The sequence below is a fragment of the Curtobacterium sp. Arg-1 genome (assembly GCF_025643395.1).
GTDB classification, from domain to species: domain Bacteria; phylum Actinomycetota; class Actinomycetes; order Actinomycetales; family Microbacteriaceae; genus Curtobacterium; species Curtobacterium poinsettiae.
Genome location: NZ_CP095731.1, coordinates 2,209,029 through 2,231,110 on the forward strand (window position 1 = coordinate 2,209,029; position 22,082 = coordinate 2,231,110).

The following is a 22,082-nucleotide window of genomic DNA, read 5'->3' on the forward strand; positions in this document are numbered from 1 at the left end:
ACCGGATCTGTACGGTTCCACGGCTCCGAGCCCGCGCAGGCGGTACGATTGGCAGCACTGTGGACGATCCCCCGAATAGTTCTTCGCCTCACTCATCCGCCGCTCACTCGGTGAGCTGCACGTCATCCCTGTGCGCGAACGGGGGTGAATCATGAGTCCGATCGACATCGTCATGCTGATCGGCGGCATCCTGCTGACCCTCGGCACGGGTGTCTTCGTCGCGTCCGAGTTCGCGCTGGTGAACCTCGACCGCGCCGACGTCGAAGCACGGCGTGACCGCGGAGAGGCCGGCCTCGCACCGGTCATCGGCGCGCTGAAGGTCACCTCGACCCACCTGTCCAGCGCGCAGCTCGGCATCACGCTGACCACGCTGCTGACCGGCTACCTGCTCGAACCCTCGATCGCGAAGCTGCTCGAGGCACCGTTCCTGGCGATGAACCTGCCGGAGGGCATCGTCGAGACCGTCGGCTCGATCGTGGCGCTCGTCATCGCGACCCTGCTGTCGATGATCCTCGGCGAGCTCGTGCCGAAGAACTTCGCGCTGGCGCTGCCGCTGCAGACCGCACGGCTCGTGGTCCCGCTGCAGATCGCGTTCACGACGGTCTTCAAGCCGGCGGTCGCGCTGCTGAACGGCACCGCGAACGCCGTACTGCGCTCGATGGGCATCGAGCCGCAGGAAGAGCTCTCCGGCGCCCGCAGTGCCGAGGAGCTCACCTCGCTGCTGCGCCGGTCGGCGTCCGAGGGCTCGCTCGAGCAGGACACCGCGACGCTCCTCGAGCGCACCATCTCGTTCTCCGAGCTGAGCGCCAGTGACGTGATGACCCCGCGCCCCCGGCTCTCCACGATCCGGGTGTCCGAGTCCGCCGAGGACGTCATCGCCCTCGCGCGCAAGACCGGCTTCAGCCGCTTCCCCGTCATCGAGGAGGACGCGGACGACGTCGTCGGCATCGTGCACGTCAAGCAGGCCGTCGCCGTGCCGCGCGAGAAGCGTCCGGAGGTCCCCGTCGGGGCGCTCATGACCGACGCCGAGCGCGTGCCGGAGACGATGCCGGGCGACACCCTGCTCGCCGAGGTCCGCGGCCGCGGGTACCAGATGGTCATCGTCGTCGACGAGTACGGCGGCACCGCCGGGGTCGTCACGCTGGAGGACCTGATCGAGGAGATCGTCGGCGAGGTCTCCGACGAGCACGACCGCGCACGCATCGACGTGGTCCGCTCCCGAGACTGGCTGACCTTCCCCGGTCTGCTGCGTCCCGACGAGCTCGAGGACCGCGCCGGTGTGAAGGTGCCCGAGGACGGCCCGTACGAGACCGTCGGTGGGTTCGTCATGTCGACGTTGGGCCGTCTGCCCGTCGTCGGCGACGAGGTCCCGCTGGACGGCGGCGTGTTCCGCGTCGAGCGTCTGGACGGCCGCCGGATCGACCGCATCCGCTGGACCCCGACGCGCGAGCCGACCGACACGGCGGCCACCGCGATCATCATCCCGTCCACCAAGAGCACCCCGACCACCATGAAGGCCGCGGCCACCACGACGAAGGGCAGCACCCGATGAGCTCCGACTGGTGGGGCATCTTCTGGCTCGTCGTCCTGCTGCTGGGCAACGCGTACTTCGTCGCGGCGGAGTTCGCGGTCATCTCGGCACGCCGCTCGCAGATCGAGCCCCGCGCCGAAGAGGGCTCGAAGGCTGCGCAGATGACGCTGTGGGCGATGGAGCACGCCACCCGCATGCTCGCGACGACGCAGCTCGGCATCACGGTCTGCTCGCTGCTCATCCTGAACGTCTCCGAGCCGGCGATCCACCACCTGCTCGAGGTCCCGCTGCACCTGACCGGCTGGAGCGCCGAGGTGATCGGCACGGTGGCCTTCGTGTTCACGCTGCTGCTCGTGTCGTTCCTGCACGTCGTGTTCGGCGAGATGGTGCCGAAGAACATCTCGTTCTCGATGCCGGACCGCGCCGCGCTGCTGCTCGTGCCGACGCTCTGGTACATCGGCCACGGCCTGCACTGGGTCATCGTCGGCCTGAACGAGGTGGCGAACGCCGTGCTGCGACTGTTCCGCGTCGAGCCGAGGGACGAAGCGGTGAGCGCGTTCACGGTGGAAGAGGTGCAGACCATCGTGGAGCAGTCCCGCCGCGAGGGCACCCTGACCGACGACGGCAAGCTCGCCCTGGCGTTCGAGTTCACCGAGAAGAAGGTCCGTGACGTGGCCGTGCCGATGGCCGAGCTCGTCACACTGCCCGACGACGCCACCCCCGGCGACGTCGAGCACGCCGTGGCACAGCGTGGGTTCTCCCGCTACGTGCTCGTCGGCGAGGACGGCTCCCCCACGGGCTACGTGCACGTGAAGGACGTCATCGACCTGCGACCGGACGAGTTCGACGACCCGGTGCCGCCGAAGCGCATCCGCCAGCTCATCTCGCTGTACACCGAGATGGACCTCGAGGACGCGCTCGCGACCATGCGGGCCGCCGGCCGCCACGTGGCGCGTGCGTTCGACGCGGACGGCCGCACACTCGGTGTGCTGTTCCTCGAGGACATCCTCGAGGAACTCGTCGGCGAGGTCGAGGACGCGACCCGACGCCGGTAGACGCTCCGGCAGGACGGACGGGAGGCGCGGTGCCAGCTGGCACCGCGCCTCCCGTCCGTTCGTGGTCGCGACCAGGGCGACGCGCGCCCCGTCCGCGCTACCAGCTGACGGGCAGGGGCTTGCCCTCTTCGTACCCGGCGGCGGACTGGATGCCGACCAGCGCACGCTCGGAGAACTCGGCGAGCGACGATGCGCCCGCGTAGGTCGCGGAGCTGCGGACGCCGGTGGTGATCATGTCGAGCAGGTCCTCGACGCTCGGGCGCTCCGGGTCGAGGTAGATCGTCGACGACGAGATCCCCTCGGCGAAGAGTTCCTTGCGGGCCCGCTCGTACGGGTCGAGCCGCTCGAAGCGCTCGCGGACGGCCTTGGCCGAGGCCATGCCCCAGCTCTCCTTGTACGCCTTGCCCGCAGTGTCGCGGCGCAGGACACCGGGCGCTTCGAGCGTGCCGGCGAACCACGAGCCGATCATGACCGCGGACGCCCCGGCGGCCAGCGCGAGGGCGACGTCGCGCGGGTAGCGCACCCCGCCGTCGGCCCAGACGTGCGCGCCGAGCGACCGAGCGGCGGCGGCCGTCTCGAGCACGGCGGAGAACTGCGGGCGGCCGACGGCGGTCATCATGCGGGTCGTGCACATGGCGCCCGGCCCGACACCGACCTTGATGATGTCCGCCCCGGCGCCGACCAGGTGCGCGACGGCGTCGGCGGTGACGACGTTGCCGGCGACGAGCGGGATGCCGAGCTGCAGGGACGAGACCGTGCGGAGGGCACGGAGCATGCCGTCCTGGTGTCCGTGCGCGGTGTCGAGGACCAGGACGTCCACGCCCGCGGCGGCCAGCGCCTTCGCCTTGGCCGCGACGTCACCGTTGATGCCGAGCGCGGCGGCGACCCGGAGCCGCCCGGAGGCGTCGACGGCGGGCGTGTAGATGTCGGAGCGGATCGCGCTCGTCTGGCTCGTGGTGCCGACGACCCGACCGTGCCGCATCACCGGCGCGAAGTCGACCTCGGCGGCGGAGAGCACCTGGTGGACGTGGCGGGGCGTCCCGGCGTCCTCGGCGTCGATGGCGGTCGAGGCTCCGTGCAGCAGGTCGCCGAGGACGGCGTCGGGGCCGGCGGTGCCGAGGCGGGTGGCGGGCACGCAGCCGAGGTACTCGCCGTCGGCGTCGCGGACGACCACGCCACGGCCGGCGACCGGCAGGAGCTGCTCCAGGGCCTCGGCGACGGTGGTCTGCGCCCCCATGTCGTAGGCGGTGTCGAAGTCGACCGGCTGGTCCTTCACCCAGCGGATCGCGGCGTCGAGGTCCTGCAGGTGCATGTCCTGCGGCAGCACGCCGAGGCCACCGCGCCGGGCGAGCGTGGCGGCGAGCCGGGGGCCCGTGACCGAGTTCATGTTGGCACTGACGATCGGGATCGTGGCGCCGCTGCCGTCGTTCGCCGCCAGGTCGACGTCGAAGCGGCTCGTCACACCGGAACGGCTCGGGACGAGGAAGACGTCGGAGTAGGTCAGATCGTGCGTCGGCCGCGTCTCGTAGAACCTCATGCGCTCCACTGTACGGCTCCGGTCACGGCCCCGACCGGGTGCCCACGGGCCACCGACTCGCGCCGCGGCTGACACGGAACGGACATGTCGGAGCGGCTAGGCTTGGCACCTGTGCGGCGCAGGGTTGCTCCGCACGACACACACGAGCATCTATCGACGGAGAGTGGGCGATCGGCTGTGTCGAGCCATCTGACCGGAACGGACGAGACCGCGGGCGAATTCGGGGCGAACGAGTGGCTCGTCGACGAGCTCTACGAGCAGTTCGTCGCGGACAAGGAGTCGGTCGACAAGTCCTGGTGGCCGGTCCTCGAGAGCTACCACCGCACGCAGGTCGGTGGCGCTGCGGCCCCGGCCCAGTCCCCCGCGCAGCCGGCACCGGCCCAGCAGCAGTCGTCGACGCAGCAGCCCGCCACCGGTGACGCTCCGGGCGAGGCCAAGTCCGGTCCGATCCAGGCGAAGACCACCTCGCGCCAGCCGGCACCGCAGCCGATCCCGGCCGAGGCGAACGACGCCGCGGACGACCACGAGGAGACCCACGAAGACGTGGCGACCCCGCTCCGGGGCATGGCGAAGACCCTGGCGTCGAACATGGACGCCTCGCTGACGGTCCCGACCGCCACGAGCGTCCGCACCATCCCGGCGAAGCTGATGATCGACAACCGCATCGTCATCAACAACCACCTGCGGCGGGCCCGCGGCGGCAAGATCTCCTTCACGCACCTGATCGGGTGGGCGATGGTGCAGGCGCTGAAGGACTTCCCGAGCCAGAACGTCTTCTACGAAGAGCGCGACGGCAAGCCGTTCGTCGTCGCCCCGGCGCACGTGAACCTCGGCATCGCGATCGACGTCCCCAAGAAGGACGGCACCCGCTCGCTCCTGGTGCCGAGCATCAAGCGGGCCGAGTCCCTGACGTTCGGCCAGTTCCTCTCCGCCTACGAGGACCTCGTCAAGCGCGCCCGTGACAACAAGCTCACCCCGGCGGACTTCCAGGGCACGACGATCTCGCTCACCAACCCGGGCGGCATCGGCACCGTGCACTCGGTCCCCCGTCTGACGAAGGGGCAGGGTTCGATCATCGGCGCCGGTGCCCTGGAGTACCCGGCGCAGTTCCAGGGATCGGCGTCGAAGACCCTGGTCGAGCTCGGCATCGGCAAGACCATCACCCTGACGAGCACCTACGACCACCGTGTCATCCAGGGCGCCGGTTCGGGCGAGTACCTCAAGCACGTGCACGAGCGCCTGATCGGTGAGCACGGGTTCTACGACGGCATCTTCGCCGCGCTCCGGATCCCGTACAAGCCGATCCAGTGGGCGAACGACATCAACGTCGACCTGGCGCACCGGGTGAACAAGACCGCGCGCGTGCAGGAGCTCATCAACAGCTTCCGCGTCCGTGGGCACCTGATGGCCGACATCGACCCGCTCGAGTACCGCCAGCGCACCCACCCCGACCTCGAGATCGAGAGCCACGGGCTCACCTTCTGGGACCTCGACCGCGAGTTCGTCACCGGCGGGCTCGCCGGCACCACCTCGGCACCGCTCCGCGACGTCCTCGGGATCCTGCGCGACGCGTACTGCCGCACGGTCGGCATCGAGTACATGCACATCCAGGACCCGGAACAGCGTCGCTGGGTGCAGGAGCGCATCGAGGTGCCGTACTCGAAGCCGTCGAAGGAAGAGCAGCTCCGCGTCCTCGGCAAGCTCAACGAGGCCGAGGCGTTCGAGACCTTCCTGCAGACCAAGTACGTCGGGCAGAAGCGCTTCTCGCTCGAGGGCGGCGAGTCCACCATCGCCTTCCTCGACACCCTGATCCAGCACGCCGCCGGAGCCGGACTGGCCGAGGTCGCGATCGGCATGGCCCACCGTGGCCGTCTGAACGTGCTGACGAACATCGCCGGCAAGACCTACGGGCAGATCTTCCGTGAGTTCGAGGGCTCATCGCTGCCGGGCACGGTGTCCGGTCAGGGCTCCGGCGACGTGAAGTACCACGTCGGCACCGAGGGCGTGTTCCGCACGTCCGACGGCTCGAGCATCCCGGTGACGATCGCCGCGAACCCGTCCCACCTCGAGGCCGTCGACGGCGTGCTCGAGGGCATCGTCCGCGCCAAGCAGGACCGCGAGGCCCCCGGCAGCTTCGGCGTGCTCCCCGTGCTCGTGCACGGCGACGCGGCGATGGCGGGCCAGGGCGTGGTCGTCGAGACGCTCCAGATGTCGCAGCTCCGCGGCTACCGCACGGGCGGCACGGTCCACCTCGTCATCAACAACCAGGTCGGGTTCACCACCCCGCCCGAGTCCGCGCGCAGCTCGGTGTACTCCACCGACGTCGCGAAGACGATCCAGGCGCCGATCTTCCACGTGAACGGTGACGACCCCGAGGCCGTCGCCCGCGTCGCCGAGCTCGCCTTCGCGTACCGCGAGGAGTTCCACCGCGACGTCGTGATCGACCTGATCTGCTACCGCCGTCGCGGCCACAACGAGGGCGACGACCCCTCGATGACGCAGCCGCTGATGTACAACCTCATCGAGGCGAAGCGCTCCGTCCGCACGCTGTACACCGAGGCCCTCGTCGGCCGTGGTGACATCACGCAAGAGGAGTACGACGAAGCGCACCGCGACTTCCAGGACCGCCTGGAACGCGCCTTCGCCGAGACGCACGAGGCGCAGACCGGCACCATCCCGGTGATCGAGGTCGACGACGACGGTGCGGTGCAGGGCCTCGAGCGCCCGGCAGCGCAGCGCGACGACTCCGAGGTCGAGGTGCACGAGACCGCCGTGTCCGACGAGCTCGTCCGGGCGATCGGCGACGCACACAGCAACCCGCCCGCCGGGTTCTCCATCCACCCGAAGCTGCAGCAGCTGCTGACCAAGCGCACCGAGATGACGCGCAACGGCGGCATCGACTGGGCGATGGCCGAGCTCATGGCGATCGGGTCGATCCTGGTCGAGGGCAAGCCGGTCCGCCTCGCCGGACAGGACGCCCGCCGTGGCACCTTCGTCCAGCGCCAGTCGGTCTTCCACGACCGGGTGAACGGCCAGGAGTGGCTGCCGCTGTCGAACCTCACCGAGGACCAGGCCCGGTTCTACGTGTACGACTCGCTGCTGAGCGAGTACGCGGCGATGGCCTTCGAGTACGGCTACTCGGTGGAACGCCCCGAGTCCCTCGTGCTCTGGGAAGCGCAGTTCGGTGACTTCGCGAACGGCGCCCAGATCGTCATCGACGAGTTCATCTCGTCCGCCGAGCAGAAGTGGGGACAGCGCTCCGGCCTCGTCCTGCTGCTGCCGCACGGGTACGAGGGCCAGGGGCCGGACCACTCGTCGGCACGCATCGAGCGGTACCTGCAGCTGTGCGCCGAGGACAACATGATCGTCGCACGACCGTCGACCCCGGCGTCGTACTTCCACCTGCTCCGTCGACAGGCCTGGGCCCGTCCGCAGAAGCCGCTCATCGTGTTCTCGCCGAAGGCGATGCTCCGGCTCCGCCAGGCGACGAGCGCGGTCGAGGACTTCACGACGGGCACGTTCGAGCCCGTGCTGGACGACCACCGGATCACCGACAAGGGTGCCGTCCGCCGGGTCGTGCTGCACTCCGGCAAGGTGCACCACGACCTGCGCGCCGAGGTCGACAAGCGCGGGATCACCGACGTCGCGCTCGTCCGCCTCGAGCAGCTCGCGCCGCTCCCCCTCGACCGCATCCTCGAGGTGCTGGCCGGCTACCCGGACGCCGACGTCGTGTGGGCACAGGAGGAGCCGGAGAACCAGGGCGCCTGGCCGTTCGTCTGCATGAACCTGTCGCCGCACCTGGGCGGCCGACCGTTGTCCGTCGCGGCCCGCTCGGCGAGTGCAGCACCGGCCACCGGGTCGTCGAAGCGCTCCGCACAAGAGGCCGCGGACGTCATCGACACGGCACTGAGCACGTCGGCGTAACCACGAGGAAGCGCCCCGTGTGGGAGTCCGATGGACTCCCACGCGGGGCGCTTCGCTGTTCCCGAGGAGTGCGACGCCCCTAGGCGAACTTGGTGTACCGGACTCCGGCGTCGTGGTACCCGCGCTTCTGGTAGAACCGGTGCGCGTTGTCCGTCGCTGCCGCACTGACCGCGCTGAGGCGACGCGCGCCCTGCTCGACGGCCCACGCTTCGAACGTGTCGATGAGTGCGGAACCGGTGCCGAGCCTCCGGGCCGTGTCGTCGACGACCAGCAGCAGCAGCTGCGCCGTCGGTTCGTCGCTGGCGTACGCCCACGTGACCTGGGCCCCGGCCACGGCGGCCACACGGCCGTCGTCCCCCCGGACGACCCAGGTGCGGTGCCCGGCCTCGGGCGTGAGCCGTTCGAGGCGGGCGCGCATCGACGCGTCGTCGACGTCGTGACCGAGCAGGCGGACGAGGGCGGCGACGTCGGCGACGTCCGTGTCGGACCAGGCGGTGGTCGACTCGACGGTGAGGGTCATGTCGGCCAACCTACCCGGGCCGCCGGTCGTGTTGCGACGGGCTTCCATAACAACTGATATTCATATACTCTGCTGTCATATCACCCGCCGGGTGATCCCGACCGACAGGACAGCCATGCACATCACCTCCCGCCACGGCCGCACCGCAGCCTGGATCGCGTTCCCGCTCGCCGTCGTCGCCAGCGGTGCCCTCATCGCCACGGCCTCGTACGCCGCCTTCTCGAGCAGCACCGACAACGCCGCGAACAGCTGGCGCACCGGCGCCGTCTCGCTCACCGACGACGACCAGGGCGTCGCGATGTTCGACGCCGACGATCTGGTGCCCGGGTCCAGCGGCTCGAACTGCATCACCGTCACGGCGAACACCACCAACGCCTCGACCGTGAAGCTCTTCACCACCGACCAGGCCGACGACGACGCACTCGCCGAGCACGTGGGACTGACCGTCGAGCGCGGCAGCCTCGGCACCCCCGGAGACTGCAGCACCTTCACCACGGCGACGACCGTGCACGACGGGACGCTCGCCGGCCTGATGGAGTCCGAGTCCTTCGGCACCGGCGTCGACGCGTGGCAGCCGGCGACGGGTACGGCGAGCACGACCTACCGCTTCAGCTACGACCTGAGCGCGGGCGCCCCGAACACCGTGCAGTCGTCCGAGGCGGGCACCACGTTCGTGTGGGAAGCGCAGACCGACTGACCCCGTCCCGAACCCGACCCGCCCGACCCGCCCGACCCGAGGAGCAGCCGATGCCGAACGCCACCACCCGCCGTCACGTCCGCTGCGCCGGCGACGTGCCCCGGCTGCTCCTCGCGGTCACGGCACGCACGGTCCTCTGGTCGGCCCTGCTGCTCGCGCTGTGGGCGTCGCTCCCCGCGGCCCTCGGGTGGCACGTGACGACCGTCGTCTCCGACTCGATGGCCCCCGGCATCCGGACCGGGGACGTCGTCGCCGCGATGCCGTCCGGCCCGGACACCGTCGAGGCCGGACGGGTGCTGCTCGTCGAGGACCCGGACCACCGGGACCGACTCCGGCTGCACCGGCTCGAACGCGTCGAACAGGACGGGGCCCTGCGCCTGCGCGGGGACGCCAACCCGACGGCCGACCGGACTGCCGTCGCCCCGGACGCCGTCCTCGGTGTCGGCGTCCTGCGCTTCCCGTGGGTCGGGCTGCCCGGTGTCTGGATCCGCGGGGGCGACTGGACCTCCCTGTTGCTGACCGGTGTCGTCGCCGCCGTGCTCGTCGTCGCCGGGCGGGCCGACCGGGACATCACCGCCGGTCGCCCCTGCCGGACCTGCGGCGCGCCGCGCCGGGACCTCCACTCGCCGGTCGTCGCGGAGCCCGGCACCGTCACCGTCACCGCCGTGTCGTCGTCCACCGTGCCGGTCGCGGCGTTCACGGCGGCTGCCATCGTCCTCACCCTGCTCGCCGCAGCGGGAGCGGGAACCGGGTTCGGGGCCGGAGCCGGTTTCAGCGGTTCGACCGGCACCGCCTCGGCACTCGGCACCGGCGGGTTCGGGTGCTTCCACCAGCCCGCACCCGGCGCGGCACTCGCGTGGGACTTCGCCGAGAAGAGCGGCCCCCGGGTCGTGGACTCGAGCGGGTCCGGGGCCGACGGCACCTTCACGCCCGCCGCTGCCCGGGTCGACGCCGACTGCGCCACGAACCCGTACGCGACGTTCTGGACCGAGGACGGGGCCGAAGGGTGGGCGGTCACCGACACCGCGGTCGACGCTCCGAACGCCTTCACGATCGAGGTCTGGTTCCGCACCCAGGACACCGACGGCGGGCGCGTGTTCGGCTTCGGCTCGGACCGCTCTGCCGCGTCCCAGTACCGCGACCGGCACCTGTACATCGGTGCCGACGGAGTCCTGCGGTTCGGCGTCGAGGGATCAGGGTCGCAGTTCAAGTTCACGCTGGGATCGACGGCGACGGTCACCGACGGCGAATGGCACCACGCGGTCGCGACGTTCCAGTCGCGATCGATGGCGCTCTGGGTCGACGGCCAGCTGCAGGGCAGTCGTTCCGATGCCGTCACCCTGCGGCAGTACGCCGGACACTGGCGCGCCGGACGCCAGACGCTGGCCGGTTGGCCGAACGCCGGCGACTACGTCTACACCGGCGACGTGGACACGGTCCGGGTGCACGAGCGCGTCCTCGACGCAGCGGCGATCACCCGTGCGTTCCAGGCCGGCCGCTGACGCCGGACCGGGCCGAGGCGAACGCCGATGCCTGACCAGTCCGGGCGCCACCCGAGCCGGGCGTGCGCCCGGCCTGTGACGTCAGTGCGTCGACTGTTCCTGCCGGATGCGCTCGAGGATCTCGCTGCGCAGCTGGTCCGGAGCGGTCTCCTTGCACGCACGGCGGACGGTCTCCATGAGCACGACGCCGACGCGGTGCTCGGTCTGGCAGTCCTCGCACCCGTCCATGTGCTCGCGGATGTCCGCAGCGTCCTCGTGGCGGAGCTCGTCGTGCAGGAACTCCTCGAGTTCGGCCTTCGCCTTCGAGCAGTCGCAGCCGCTCATCGTGCGTCCTTCCGTCCGGTGCGACCCGTGGCCGCGGTTGCCTTCGTCGTCGGCGCCGCGCCCCGGCCTCGTCCGCGCATCGTCGCCGTCGACGCTGCATCCGGGACGATGCCGGTCTCACGGGCGTGGTCCGCCAGGAGCCCACGGAGGAGCCGGCGACCACGGTGGAGGCGGCTCATGACCGTCCCCACGGGGGTCTTCATGATGTCGGCGATCTCCTGGTACGAGAAGCCTTCGACATCGGCGAAGTAGACGGCCATCCGGAAGTCCTCGGGGATGGCCTGCAGGGCGTCCTTCACGGCGGAGGACGGCAGGTGGTCGATCGCGTCGGCCTCGGCGGACCGGGCGGAGATCGACTGGGTGACGCTCTCGGCGCCGCCGAGCTGCCAGTCCTCGAGCTCGTCGATGGTGCCCTGGTACGGGTTCCGCTGGTTCTTGCGGTACGTGTTGATGAACGTGTTCGTGAGGATCCGGTACAACCAGGCCTTCAGGTTCGTGCCCTGCTTGAACTGGCGGAACGCGGCGAACGCCTTGACGAATGTCTCCTGCACCAGGTCCGACGCGTCGGCCGGGTTGCGGGTCATCCGCATGGCCGCGCCGTAGAGCTGGTCCATGAAGGGCAGGGCCTGGTCCTCGAACAGGGACCGCAGCTCCGCCTCGGAGACGGTCTTCGCGTCCACGGGCTCGTCGGCTGCGTCGTCGAGGGCGGTCTGCTCGTCTTCGACGGCGTCGAGCTGCACCTCGGTCTCGTCGACCAGGTGGTGCGGAGCTGCCTGCGGTTCGTCGGTCGTCATCGCGGCCAAGTCTAGGCCGAGCGTGCCGAGCGTCGTCGGCACCGCGGTCAGCACGGTCGCCGTGCTGGTCCGCTCTCGAGCGAGTGTTGCTGTCGCCACTGATCCTCCCGGTGCGTTCAGTACCCTGGTGAACCGATGGCAGACACGACGCATTCCCAGAGCGGGACCCAGCCCGCCGCACCCTGGATCGCCCCGGTCGCAGGGGGGCCGCTGCGCGGTGACGTCGCGCTGCCCGGGTCGAAGTCGCTGACGAACCGGGAGCTCGTGCTCGCGGCCCTCGCCGACGGCCCCTCGACGATCCGGCTGCCGCTGCACTCGCGCGACTCCGCACTGATGATCGCCGGCCTCCGGGCGCTCGGCGTCGGCATCGAGGAACTCGCGCCCGCAGCCGGCACCGCCCCGAACCCCTACGGCCCGGACCTCCGGGTCACGCCCGCCCCGATGCACGGCGACGTCCGCCTGGACTGCGGGCTGGCCGGCACCGTGATGCGCTTCCTGCCGCCGCTCGCCGCCCTGGCCGTCGGGCCCGTCACGGTCGACGGCGACCCCTACGCCCGCAAGCGGCCGATGCACGCCATCGTGCAGGGCCTCGTGGACCTCGGTGTCGACGTCACGGACGACGGCGGGGGCTCGATGCCGTTCTCGTTCACCGGCACCGGCTCGGTGCGCGGGGGTGCACTGACGATCGACGCGTCGGCGTCCTCGCAGTTCGTCTCCGGGCTCCTGCTGTCGGCACCCCGCTTCGACGAGGGACTGCACCTGACCCACGTCGGCGAGCGTCTGCCGAGCATGCCGCACATCGAGATGACCGTCGCGGCGCTCCGTGCCCGCGGCGTCCGGGTCGACGAACCGTCGGTCGGCGAGTGGGTCGTGCACCCCGGTCCGATCGGCGCGCGCGACGTCACGATCGAGCCCGACCTGTCGAACGCCGCTCCGTTCGCGGTGGCCGCGCTCGTCGCGGGCGGTACGGTCCGCATCCGCACCTGGCCCACCGAGACGACGCAGGTCGGCGCCGACCTCGAGACGCTCCTGCCCCTGTGGGGGGCGACCGTGGCCCGTGACGGTGACGACCTGCTCGTCGACGGCGGCGTCGGGATCCGCGGCGGGGCCTCCTTGCCGGGTCTCGAACTCGACCTGAGCCGCGGCGGCGAACTCGCACCGGCGCTCGTCGCGCTGGCCGCGCTGGCCGGCGGGCCGAGCGAGATCACCGGCATCGGGCACCTGCGGGGCCACGAGACGGACCGCCTGGCCGCGCTGGCGGCGGACCTCAACCGGTCTGGAGGCGCAGTGCACGAACTCGACGACGGCCTGCGGATCGAGCCGGCGCCGCTCCACGGCAGCGCATGGGGCGCGTACGACGACCACCGGATGGCGACCGCTGGGGCGATCGTGGGCCTCGTCGTCGACGGCGTCGCCGTCGACGACATCGGGTCGACGGCGAAGACGCTGCCGCAGTTCCCGGAGCTGTGGGCGGCACTCGTCGCTTCCTCGGTCCGTGCTGCACCGGTGAGTGGGGACTGACGCATGAGCTGGTGGGACGACGCCGACGGTGACGACACCGACGCGGACGAGCCGTACGGGCAGTACGACGAGTCGAGCGTCCGGGTGCGTCCGAACCCGAAGGGCAACCGGCCACGCACGAAGACCCGGCCGACCTACGACGACGCCCCCGTCGGGTGGGTGACGAACGTCGACCGCGGGCGGTTCGGGGTGCTGATCGACGACCACGTCATCACGGCCACGAAGGCCCGCGAGCTCGGCAAGAAGTCCGTGGTCACGGGCGACCACGTGTCGCTCGTCGGGGACGTCTCCGGGGACCCCGGGTCGCTCGCGCGCATCGTGAAGGTCGCCGAACGCACCACCCTGCTGCGCCGGAGCGCCGACGACTCCGACGAGGTCGAGCGCGTCATCGTGGCGAACGCCGACCAGATGCTCATCGTGGTGGCCGCCGCCGACCCCGAGCCGCGCACCCGCCTGATCGACCGGTACCTGGTGGCGGCGTTCGACGCGGGGCTCGACCCGATCCTCTGCATCACGAAGACCGACCTCGCCGACCCGGCTGCGTTCCTGGCGCACTTCGGCTGCCTGGACCTGCGGATCGTGACGAGCCGTTCGGACGACGTCCCGCTCGAGGCGCTGCACGAGCTGCTCGACGACAAGGTGACCGTGACCGTCGGGCACTCCGGCGTCGGCAAGTCGACCCTGGTGAACGCGTTGACCGGGTCCACGCGGGCGATCGGCGTCGTGAACTCCGTGACCGGCCGGGGGCGGCACACGTCCTCGTCGTCGATCGCGCTGCGGGTCCGTGACGGTGGCTGGATCATCGACACCCCGGGCGTGCGGTCGTTCGGCCTGGGGCACGTCGACCCCGCGAACGTGTTCCGGGCGTTCGCCTCGCACGCGATCCCGGTGCTTCCCGCGCGGGACGGCATCCCGTTGGCGCAGGCGCACGACTGGGAGATCGTCGACCGGGTGCAGGACGGGGAGCTCGGGCCGACCGGTGTCGAGCGGCTCGACTCGTTCCGGGCGCTGCTGACCGGGATGGGCGCGTCGGACCCCGGTTCGGAGTAGCGCGAGGGGCGGTGGCTGCGGGCGCTGGTCGGCGGCCGGTCGGCGCTCGGCGGTTGGTCGGCGGCTGGTCGGCGCTCGGCGCTGGTCGGCGGCTGGTCACGACACCCCGCGGTGTGTGCGTCGAGCGGTCACGAACTGTCGGCTGGCGGCGCGGCATCCGACAGTTCGTGACCGCCCGAGCGCCGGCGCGCGGTGAGTCGTGACCACTCAGCCCGCGCCCGCCCCGTCGCACCGCGCAGACCTCGCACCGTGCGAGGGGCTCTGAACGGTGCGAGGTCGCGCGCTCCGTGCGGGCTCGCGGCCTCGCACGGAGCGGGCAACCTCGCACCGGACGACGACTCGACTCCGGGCCTGCGTCGACAAGCACGCACCGGCGTTGTACAGTTGGCGATCGTGTCCGAAGTTGCAAAGTACAACTTTGCGCCGACCCCCGCTGTCGACGCCCCGTCCCCGAGCACGACGACGACGTCGCACGCGCACCACTCCCCCACGCACAAGTCCTCGCGAGCCCCGAAGCCGCAGGGCTCCGACAGCATCCTGCGCCCGGCCGGCCTCGGTCGCGTGCTGCTGACGTTCGCCTCGCACATCCTCGTGCCGCTGTTCCTGGCCGCGGGCATGGGCCTGGCGTACCTCGGCGCCTTCCACGCCCCGGCGCCGCACGAACTCCCCGTCGGCATCGTCGGCCAGGGCGCCGCCACCCAGGTGTTCGCCCAGACCGTGACCGACCAGTCCGGCGGCGCCCTCGTGGCCCACGTCGTCGCCTCGACGAAGGCCGCCGAGCAGCAGGTGCGCGACCGCGACCTCGCGGCGGTCTACGCGCCCACCGCGACCGGTGCCACGCTCTTCGTCTCGACCGCCGCGTCGGAGACGACCGCGAGCGCCGCACAGAAGGTGTTCCTGCCGATCGCCTACGACCAGCACGTGCCGTTCCGGGTCGTCGACGTCGTGCCCACGGGCAGCCAGGACACCACCGGCCAGGGGCTGTTCTTCCTGCTCGTGGCCCTGAGCGTCGGCGGGTACGCGTCCGCGATCGCCGTGGCCTCGGTCGCGACGAAGCTCCGTACCGTGTGGACCGCGGTCATCGGCCTGGCCACCGCCGGGGTCGTCGCGGGGATCGGTGTGGTCGTCGCCGGCCCGGTCTACGGCGTCATCACCACGCACCACTGGCAGGTGTTCCTGTTCGCCTGGCTCTACGACGCGATCATCGTCGCGCTCGGCGTCGGGCTGCACCCCGTGCTCGGACGGTGGACCACCCCGATCCTCACGATGCTGTTCGTGATGCTGAACTTCACGTCCTCCGGCGGGATCTTCCAGCCGGCGTTCCAGCCGGGGTTCTTCGCCGCGCTGCACACCTTCTGGAGCGGCGCGGCGTGGTTGCAGGCCGCACAGGACCTGCAGTAGCTTCCCGGATGCGTCGCTCGGCCGGCCGTCCCTCGTGCTCGCCCTCTGGCTGGCGGCGGCGCTCCTGCTCTGTGCCGTCGTGCACGGGCTCGTCGCACGCCGGACCCGCATCGCCCGCGAACGCGAGGTCACCCGGCTCGAGGAAGAAGAGGTCGTCGCCGCGTAGCGACGGTAGGTTGGGCGACGTGGACCTCAGCGCCGACCTGGACTTCGCCCGCTCCCTCGCCGACACCGCCGACGCGATCAGCCTCGAGCGCTTCCGTGCCGCCGACCTGCACGTGACGAAGAAGGCCGACAGCACGCACGTCACCGACGCCGACCAGGCGGTCGAACGGGCCCTGCGCGAGCGGCTCGCCGCCGAGCGACCGGACGACGCGTTCCTCGGTGAGGAGACCACGGCCGACACCGGAGCCGAGGCCGTCAGCGAAGGGCACCGGCAGTGGGTGGTCGACCCGATCGACGGCACCGCCAACTACCTGCGTGGCGTGCCGGTGTGGGCGACCCTGATCGCGCTCGCGGTCGACGGTCGCCCGGTGCTCGGCGTCGTCAGCGCTCCGGCCCTCGGCAAGCGCTGGTGGGCGGCCGAGGGTTCCGGTGCGTTCTCGTTGGACGGACCGCTCCGGGTGTCCGGGGTCGCCGACCTGGCCGACGCCAGCCTGAGCTACAACAGCATCCAGCAGTGGGACGACGACGACCGCCTCGAGCCGCTCGTCGACCTGTCCCGCCGGGTCTGGCGCACCCGGGCCTACGGCGACATGTGGTCGTACATGATGGTGGCCGAGGGCGTCCTCGACGTCGCCGGCGAACCCGACCTGAAGCCGTGGGACATCGCCGCCCTCGTCCCCATCGTCGAGGAGGCCGGCGGTCGCTTCACCTCGCTCGACGGCGACCCCGGGCCCTGGCACGGCAGCGCCCTCGCCACGAACGGCCTGGTGCACGACGCCGTCGTCGAGGTCATCCGCCGCGAGTCCTAGGCCGGCGGCAGAGCGGATCGGCCGCCCTCGAGCGGATCGGCCGCCCTCGAGCGGATCGGCCGCCCTCGAGCGGATCAGCCGCGGTCGGCGGGCTCCGCAGCCGCGTCGGAACGCTCGGACTCCCCCTCGGACCGCCGCGCCGCCCGGCGACGTGCCACCAGGTCCGCGCCCGCCAGCACCAACGCCAGCGCCATCAGCGACACCGTGAACGTCGTGCCGCTGCGGAACGCGTCGTGGTACGCGTCGAGCCGGCTGCCCGGACCGGACCCGCCGGACCCCGACCCCGCCGTCTGGCTCCGGACGATGCCGTAGAAGATGCTCGTCGCGACCGCGGTACCGATCGCCGTCCCGACCCGCTGCCCGAGCTGCTGCATCGAGCCCGCGACACCGGACTGCTCGACGGGGATCTCGGCCAGGGTCAGCGTCTGGTTCGGTGACACCACGAACCCGCCACCGAGACCACCCACCAGGAACGCTCCGGCCATCGCCCACGGGGTGACCTCCGGCGGAGTGGCGACCGCGGCGAGCATGAGCAGCAGGAAGCCGACGACGACCATCCCGAGCCCGGCGACGACCAGCGCCCGCCCGACCCGGTCGACGATCCGTCCGCCGATGTACGAGCCCACGGCACTCGTCGCCGCGAAGGGGATGCTCACCATGCCGGCGAACAGCGGCGAGAGGCCGAGGCCCTCCTGCAGGTAGAGCGTCACCATGAGGAAGGACGCCGGCAGCGCCGCGAAGTAGACGGCGACGATCGACAGTCCGTTGCGGTACGACGACAGTCGGAAGAGCTCGAAGTGCACCACGGGCGACTTGCCCTGCCGCTTGAACCGCTGTTCCCAGAGCACGAACAGCACGAGGAACACCGCGAAGCCGACCAGCCAGAACCAGCGCGTCGCGGAACCACCACCGCCGCTGGTCAGCACGAAGGGCAGCATCAGGGTGACGATGGCCGCACCGAGCAGCAGGATGCCGACGACGTCCAGTTCGCGGTCCTGCGCCGTCCCCTGAGCCCCCTTCGGCAGCAGGCGGATGGCGAAGACGAGCGCGGCGATGCCGAGGGGCACGTTCATCCAGAACAGCAGCCGCCAGCCGGACTCCTCGCCGCCGATCGCGATGAGGCCACCACCGATGGTCGGGCCGAGTGCGGTGGAGATGCCGATCATCGCGCCGAACAGCCCGAACGCACGGCCCCGCTCCGGCCCCCGGAACAGCTGCTGCACGAGTCCGATGACCTGGGGCATCTGGATGCCGGCGGCGAAGCCCTGCAGGATCCGGGTGACGATCAGGACCTCGATGTTCGGCGCCACGGCGCACAGCAGACTCGATCCGGTGAACGCGCTGAGCCCCACGATGAACATGACCCGTCGGCTCTTCAGGTCGCCGAGCCGGCCGGCGGGCACGAGGGCGAGACCGAAGGCCAGCGCGTACCCCGCCACGATGAGCTGGAGCGACGAACTGGTGGCCCCGAGGGACTGCTCGATCGAGGGCAGCCCGACGTTCACCTTCGACAGGTCGAGGATCGTCAGGGCCGCGACCGCCACGCAGACGGCGAAGGCGCGCCACCGGGTGCGGTCATCGAGGCGGGCGTCGGTCGGTTCGGCGTTGGACATCCCGTCCGTGGTACACCTGCGGCGACGAACACGGTCCGGACAGCCCTGTACCCCGGTTGGCTCCGACGGCCCCGATCGGCTCGTTCGGACACCCCGCAGCGAGCGGAAGAGGGGCCCCCTCGTGGCCCCCCGTACTGGGGGCACGGATGTGGACATCCGTCCGCGCGAGTCCGCTCAGCGGGACGAGACCTGAGTTATCGTGCTCCAGACGGCAGGTCACGTGACGCCCTCGGATTCCCTAGATCCGAACGGTGGAACCGACCCGTCGTGTTCGTCCGAAGACCCTAACCCGAGGGGTGATACAGACGATGACATCATCGTTCCCGAGCGGAACCGAGTGCACCCTCACTCGACGACCGCATCCAATCCACGACAGTTCCGGCGCGCGCTCAGTCGCCGCCTCTCGTCCGCGCTCCGCCACGGTCACCCGCCGTGCAGCAGCCCGGTCCGCCGCAGTGCGCCCCGTCGCAGCGACCCCCGTGTTCGCCGACGCCCTCCTCGCAGCATCCGCCTCCGGACCCGGAGGCCGGTGAGTCATGGCACTCACCGGTCGACGTCTCGAGGTCGACCGGATCGCGACCCTCGCAGTGCTCCCACGGGAGTCCGCGATGGTCGTGGTCGGCGACCCTGGTTCCGGACGCAGCAGCGTCCTCGACGCGGTCTCGAACCGCGTTTCCCTGCCCATCGTCCGGGTCGGTGTCAACGGGAGTGAATCCCGCTGGCCACTGGCCGGGGTGACCTCCCTGTTCACCGCGCTGGACGACCCACGAGCGACCGCGCACATCGCCCACCTGCTGCAGGCCGGTGGGACCGCGGCCGCTGTGACGGCCGGACTGGCGGCGGCGCACGACTTCCTCGACGCCGTGCACGCTCTGACCCTGCCGCCGACGCTCGTCCTCATCGACGACCTCGACCGGATGGACACGGAGAGCCAGGAGCTCATCGCGTTCCTCGCCGGACGACTCGCGGGCACCGCCCTACGCGTCGTGGCGACGGTCCGCTCGGTGCCGTCGGACGGTCCGCTCGCGGCCCTGCCGACCCTGCGCATCGAGCCGCTGCCGTCGGACGAGGCCCTGCTCCTCGCCCGGTCCATGGCACCGGCCGAGGCGAACGACGGCGTCCTCGCCGTCCTCGCCGAGGAGACCGGCGGCAACCCCGGCGCGCTCCGCGAACAGCTCGCGGTGCTCACCCGGGAGCAGCTCACCGGTGCCGAGCCGATCGTGCTCCCGCTCCGCCCCACTCCGACCACCGAGGCCATCGCTGCGCTCGCACTCGAGCCGGCCGCAGGACGCGATCTGGACGTCCTCGCGAAGCTCGCCCTGGTGCCCGTCGCGAAGACCACGGCGTGGGACCGGGACGAGCTGGACGACCTGGTCGGGGCCGGTCTCGCGACCGTCCGCGGGCAGAGCGTCACCGTGCGGCATCCGCTGGTCCGTTCCGCGCTCTACTGGCGGATGCCCGCCCGTGACCGCCGCGCGGCACACGCCGAGCTGGCCACCGCGAGCGCCGAGACCGACCCGCGGTCGGCCGCGTGGCACCGGAGCTTCGTCGACGACGTCCCCGACGTGGTCGCACTGCTGCAGGCCGCACGGTCGTACGTCGTGGACGGTGCCGTGCACGCCGCGATCGCGCTGACCGAGCGTGCCCTGCACATCGGTGGCGGGACCGAGGACGAGCACGTCGCGCTCCTCGGGGTCGCGGAGGCCATGCTCGGCAAGCGTCTGCTCGGTTTCGCCGCGCGGTACCTGGCGGCGCTCCGTCCGTTCCGGACGACGCCGAACGAGGTCCGCCGGCTGCGTCTGCAGTACTCGGCCGAGTACCTCAGCGGTGACGCCGTGCACGCGGACGAGTTGCTCGTCCCCGTCGACGCGACCGACCCCACCGAGGTGGACGCCGTCGCCGGACTGATGGCCATGGTGGCGTGCTTCCGCGCCGAGGCGTGGGAGCTCGACCAGGCGAAGGACCTGCTGCACCGGATCGAACCGCTCGAGGCGTCGGCGTCCGCGCACACCCTCGAGATCACGACGACCGCGCGCGAGCTCATCGCCGCGGTGGACGGCGTGCTGCCGCCCGACACCGAGCTGCACGACGGGCTCGCGACGTCGGCGCTCGTGGCGATGTCCGACCCGGCCCTGCTGCTCCTCGCCCACGCGCTGAGCATCGGCGAGCGCTACCGGAGCGCGCGACGGGTGTTCGCACTCGTGCTCGCCCGTGGGCAGGAGTCCGCGGCGGTGTGGAACGAGGCGGCCCGGTACCTGACGTCCGAGAACGAGGTGCGCTCCGGCAACTTCCGGCAGGCGCTCCGCGCGATCGACGTCTGGGAGTCCGGCTCGTCCGTCGCCGAGCGGCTGCGTGAGCCGTCCCGGGCGATCGCCGTCGCGTGGCGGCACTTCGCTGAGGGCCGGTCGGCCGAGGCGCTCGACGTGGTGGACCGGTGCCTCGAGCACCGTTCGACGAGTCGGCTCTGGGGTGCGACGGCGAAGCTGCACGCGCTCCGCGGCAAGGTCCTGCTGCTCGACGGTCGGCTCGACGAGGCAGCGACCGCGCTCGAGGCCGCCGACGCGATCGGCCGGTCGCTCCGGAACCCGGCGGTGCTCCGGCACCTCGGTGACCTGGTCGAGGCGTACGTGCGCCTCGGTCGGATCGACGATGCCCGGACGATCACGGCCCGTCTCGCTGCGGACCACCACGCCCGCCCGGGTCGGTGGGGTGCCCTGGTGCTGGCGCGGAGCCTGGCGCTCGTCGCCGACGACACCACCCGCGAGTCGGCTCGTCGCCGCGCGCTGGAGCTGTTCCAGCCGCACGACTCGCAGTACGAGCGGGCCCGGACGTTCGCGGCGCTGGCCGCGGTCGGCAACCCCGCGGAGCGTCCGCGCCTGGGTGCGGCGGCCGCAGCGGCCTACGAGGCGGCGGGCCTGCGTCGTCCGCTCGTGACCCCGGCGCCGGCTGCGGCGATGCCGCCGTTCGGCACGGGCTCGTCGTCGGTCCGGTCCGCGCCGGTGCTGTCGCCGGCGTTCCCCGGGACGCCGCGCAGCGCGCCGGACGCGTCGGCGGTGCTCACGTCGCTGACCGCCGAGGAGCGCGCGGTGGTGCAGAAGGTCACCGAGGGGTACCGCAACCGTGAGATCGCGTCGTCGCTGTTCATGTCGCAGCGCACGGTGGAACTGCGGCTCACGCAGATCTACCGCAAGGTCGGCGCGCGGTCGCGATCGCACCTGGTCGCGCTCCTCACGTAGGAGACGCCACCACAGGATGAAGGGGAGGCCCGGTACCAGCTGGTACCGGGCCTCCTGTCCGTCTGCGCTCCACGTCTTCACGCAACCGACCTCGCAGGCTCGGTCGGCGCTGGCGCCGCGCGCCGCTGGCGCGTCGCTCCACGCGAAGCGCGCGCGGTTGCGGGAGTCCGCACGCGCCCGCAGGGCGGTGTGCCCCCGCGCGCGGGGAACCGCAAGAGCGGCCGACCGGTGTTGCCGTGGGGTCGGCGGCGGGTGAGGCTTCTCCTGCACCGACCGCCGTGCCCCTCCCCCGGGGCCAGCCCGCGGTACCCCCGTCCGGTACCCGAGCCCCTCGGCCCAACGACACCGACGTCCGTCCTCGCCTGATCCGAGGACGGGCGCCGGTTCCCTCGCCCAGGGGACC

Annotated in this window: 16 protein-coding genes; 11 read left to right on the forward strand and 5 right to left on the reverse strand. The window is 71.6% G+C overall.

Annotated features, from left to right (window positions below; genetic code table 11):
• Positions 1 to 151: 151 nt before the first annotated feature.
• Positions 152 to 1,552: a hemolysin family protein gene (locus MXD64_RS10530; protein WP_017888192.1), complete on the forward strand. Its 1,401-nt coding sequence runs from the start codon at positions 152 to 154 to the stop codon at positions 1,550 to 1,552.
• Positions 1,549 to 2,586, forward strand: a complete 1,038-nt coding sequence (locus tag MXD64_RS10535; RefSeq protein ID WP_259552712.1) for a hemolysin family protein — start codon at positions 1,549 to 1,551, stop codon at positions 2,584 to 2,586. Before MXD64_RS10530 ends, MXD64_RS10535 begins: the two co-directional genes overlap by 4 nt.
• A 97-nt stretch (positions 2,587 to 2,683) precedes the next feature.
• Here the strand turns inward: MXD64_RS10535 and MXD64_RS10540 are convergent, their stop codons facing one another.
• The gene (locus tag MXD64_RS10540; RefSeq protein WP_042539619.1) at positions 2,684 to 4,123 is read right to left on the reverse strand and encodes a GuaB1 family IMP dehydrogenase-related protein; all 1,440 of its coding nucleotides are present in this window, start codon (positions 4,121 to 4,123) and stop codon (positions 2,684 to 2,686) included.
• A 177-nt stretch (positions 4,124 to 4,300) separates the two neighbouring features.
• Between MXD64_RS10540 and MXD64_RS10545 the strand changes: the two genes are divergently transcribed.
• Positions 4,301 to 8,047 carry a multifunctional oxoglutarate decarboxylase/oxoglutarate dehydrogenase thiamine pyrophosphate-binding subunit/dihydrolipoyllysine-residue succinyltransferase subunit gene (locus MXD64_RS10545; RefSeq protein WP_175470728.1) on the forward strand — a complete coding sequence of 1,249 codons (3,747 nt, stop codon included), beginning with the start codon at positions 4,301 to 4,303 and terminating at the stop codon, positions 8,045 to 8,047.
• Positions 8,048 to 8,126: 79 nt separating this feature from the next.
• On the opposite strand, the gene MXD64_RS10550 is transcribed toward MXD64_RS10545, so the two are convergent.
• Positions 8,127 to 8,567 carry a GNAT family N-acetyltransferase gene (locus tag MXD64_RS10550; protein WP_042539621.1) on the reverse strand — a complete coding sequence of 147 codons (441 nt, stop codon included), beginning with the start codon at positions 8,565 to 8,567 and terminating at the stop codon, positions 8,127 to 8,129.
• Between the two features lie 115 nt (positions 8,568 to 8,682).
• Here MXD64_RS10550 and MXD64_RS10555 point away from each other — a divergent pair, with 115 nt between their 5' ends.
• Positions 8,683 to 9,264: a hypothetical protein gene (locus MXD64_RS10555; RefSeq protein WP_263136401.1), complete on the forward strand. Its 582-nt coding sequence runs from the start codon at positions 8,683 to 8,685 to the stop codon at positions 9,262 to 9,264.
• A gap of 50 nt (positions 9,265 to 9,314) precedes the next feature.
• Positions 9,315 to 10,766: a LamG-like jellyroll fold domain-containing protein gene (locus MXD64_RS10560; RefSeq protein WP_263136402.1), complete on the forward strand. Its 1,452-nt coding sequence runs from the start codon at positions 9,315 to 9,317 to the stop codon at positions 10,764 to 10,766.
• Positions 10,767 to 10,847: 81 nt separating this feature from the next.
• Here the strand turns inward: MXD64_RS10560 and MXD64_RS10565 are convergent, their stop codons facing one another.
• Both MXD64_RS10565 and MXD64_RS10570 read right to left on the reverse strand, forming a co-directional pair.
• A complete protein-coding gene (locus MXD64_RS10565) occupies positions 10,848 to 11,090 on the reverse strand; it encodes a zf-HC2 domain-containing protein (RefSeq protein ID WP_017888199.1) in 243 nt (80 codons plus the stop codon).
• Entirely contained in the window at positions 11,087 to 11,938 is an 852-nt protein-coding gene (locus MXD64_RS10570; RefSeq protein WP_194590660.1) for a sigma-70 family RNA polymerase sigma factor, read from the reverse strand. The genes MXD64_RS10565 and MXD64_RS10570 overlap by 4 nt, the downstream gene beginning before the upstream one ends.
• Positions 11,939 to 12,019: 81 nt before the next feature.
• Between MXD64_RS10570 and aroA the strand changes: the two genes are divergently transcribed.
• The 5 genes from aroA (at position 12,020) to hisN (ending at position 16,830) form a co-directional block, all read left to right on the forward strand.
• Positions 12,020 to 13,405 (forward strand): 3-phosphoshikimate 1-carboxyvinyltransferase, encoded by a 1,386-nt coding sequence (gene aroA, locus MXD64_RS10575; RefSeq protein ID WP_263136403.1) that lies wholly within the window; start codon positions 12,020 to 12,022, stop codon positions 13,403 to 13,405.
• Between the two features lie 3 nt (positions 13,406 to 13,408).
• Positions 13,409 to 14,455, forward strand: a complete 1,047-nt coding sequence (gene rsgA / locus MXD64_RS10580) for a ribosome small subunit-dependent GTPase A (protein WP_017888202.1) — start codon at positions 13,409 to 13,411, stop codon at positions 14,453 to 14,455.
• A 393-nt stretch (positions 14,456 to 14,848) separates the two neighbouring features.
• Positions 14,849 to 15,856 carry a hypothetical protein gene (locus MXD64_RS10585; protein WP_263136404.1) on the forward strand — a complete coding sequence of 336 codons (1,008 nt, stop codon included), beginning with the start codon at positions 14,849 to 14,851 and terminating at the stop codon, positions 15,854 to 15,856.
• Between the two features lie 34 nt (positions 15,857 to 15,890).
• Complete coding sequence (locus tag MXD64_RS10590; protein ID WP_263136405.1) at positions 15,891 to 16,022, forward strand: hypothetical protein; 132 nt, start codon at positions 15,891 to 15,893, stop codon at positions 16,020 to 16,022.
• Between the two features lie 19 nt (positions 16,023 to 16,041).
• Positions 16,042 to 16,830: a histidinol-phosphatase gene (hisN, locus tag MXD64_RS10595; protein ID WP_017888204.1), complete on the forward strand. Its 789-nt coding sequence runs from the start codon at positions 16,042 to 16,044 to the stop codon at positions 16,828 to 16,830.
• Between the two features lie 74 nt (positions 16,831 to 16,904).
• On the opposite strand, the gene MXD64_RS10600 is transcribed toward hisN, so the two are convergent.
• A complete protein-coding gene (locus MXD64_RS10600) occupies positions 16,905 to 18,443 on the reverse strand; it encodes an MFS transporter (protein WP_042539629.1) in 1,539 nt (512 codons plus the stop codon).
• 536 nt (positions 18,444 to 18,979) lie between these two features.
• Between MXD64_RS10600 and MXD64_RS10605 the strand changes: the two genes are divergently transcribed.
• The gene (locus tag MXD64_RS10605) at positions 18,980 to 21,679 is read left to right on the forward strand and encodes a helix-turn-helix transcriptional regulator (protein WP_056068912.1); all 2,700 of its coding nucleotides are present in this window, start codon (positions 18,980 to 18,982) and stop codon (positions 21,677 to 21,679) included.
• Positions 21,680 to 22,082: the final 403 nt, after the last annotated feature.

What these genes read in the sequence shown, in the direction of transcription:
- MXD64_RS10530 (WP_017888192.1), top strand. Translation starts at nt 152, where the DNA reads ATGAGTCCGATCGACATCGTCATGCTGATCGGCGGCATCCTGCTGACC.
- MXD64_RS10540 (WP_042539619.1), bottom strand. Translation starts at nt 4,123, where the DNA reads ATGAGGTTCTACGAGACGCGGCCGACGCACGATCTGACCTACTCCGAC.
- MXD64_RS10550 (WP_042539621.1), bottom strand. Translation starts at nt 8,567, where the DNA reads ATGACCCTCACCGTCGAGTCGACCACCGCCTGGTCCGACACGGACGTC.
- rsgA (WP_017888202.1), top strand. Translation starts at nt 13,409, where the DNA reads ATGAGCTGGTGGGACGACGCCGACGGTGACGACACCGACGCGGACGAG.
- MXD64_RS10535 (WP_259552712.1), top strand. Translation starts at nt 1,549, where the DNA reads ATGAGCTCCGACTGGTGGGGCATCTTCTGGCTCGTCGTCCTGCTGCTG.
- MXD64_RS10605 (WP_056068912.1), top strand. Translation starts at nt 18,980, where the DNA reads ATGGCACTCACCGGTCGACGTCTCGAGGTCGACCGGATCGCGACCCTC.
- aroA (WP_263136403.1), top strand. Translation starts at nt 12,020, where the DNA reads ATGGCAGACACGACGCATTCCCAGAGCGGGACCCAGCCCGCCGCACCC.
- MXD64_RS10565 (WP_017888199.1), bottom strand. Translation starts at nt 11,090, where the DNA reads ATGAGCGGCTGCGACTGCTCGAAGGCGAAGGCCGAACTCGAGGAGTTC.
- MXD64_RS10560 (WP_263136402.1), top strand. Translation starts at nt 9,315, where the DNA reads ATGCCGAACGCCACCACCCGCCGTCACGTCCGCTGCGCCGGCGACGTG.
- MXD64_RS10600 (WP_042539629.1), bottom strand. Translation starts at nt 18,443, where the DNA reads ATGTCCAACGCCGAACCGACCGACGCCCGCCTCGATGACCGCACCCGG.
- MXD64_RS10555 (WP_263136401.1), top strand. Translation starts at nt 8,683, where the DNA reads ATGCACATCACCTCCCGCCACGGCCGCACCGCAGCCTGGATCGCGTTC.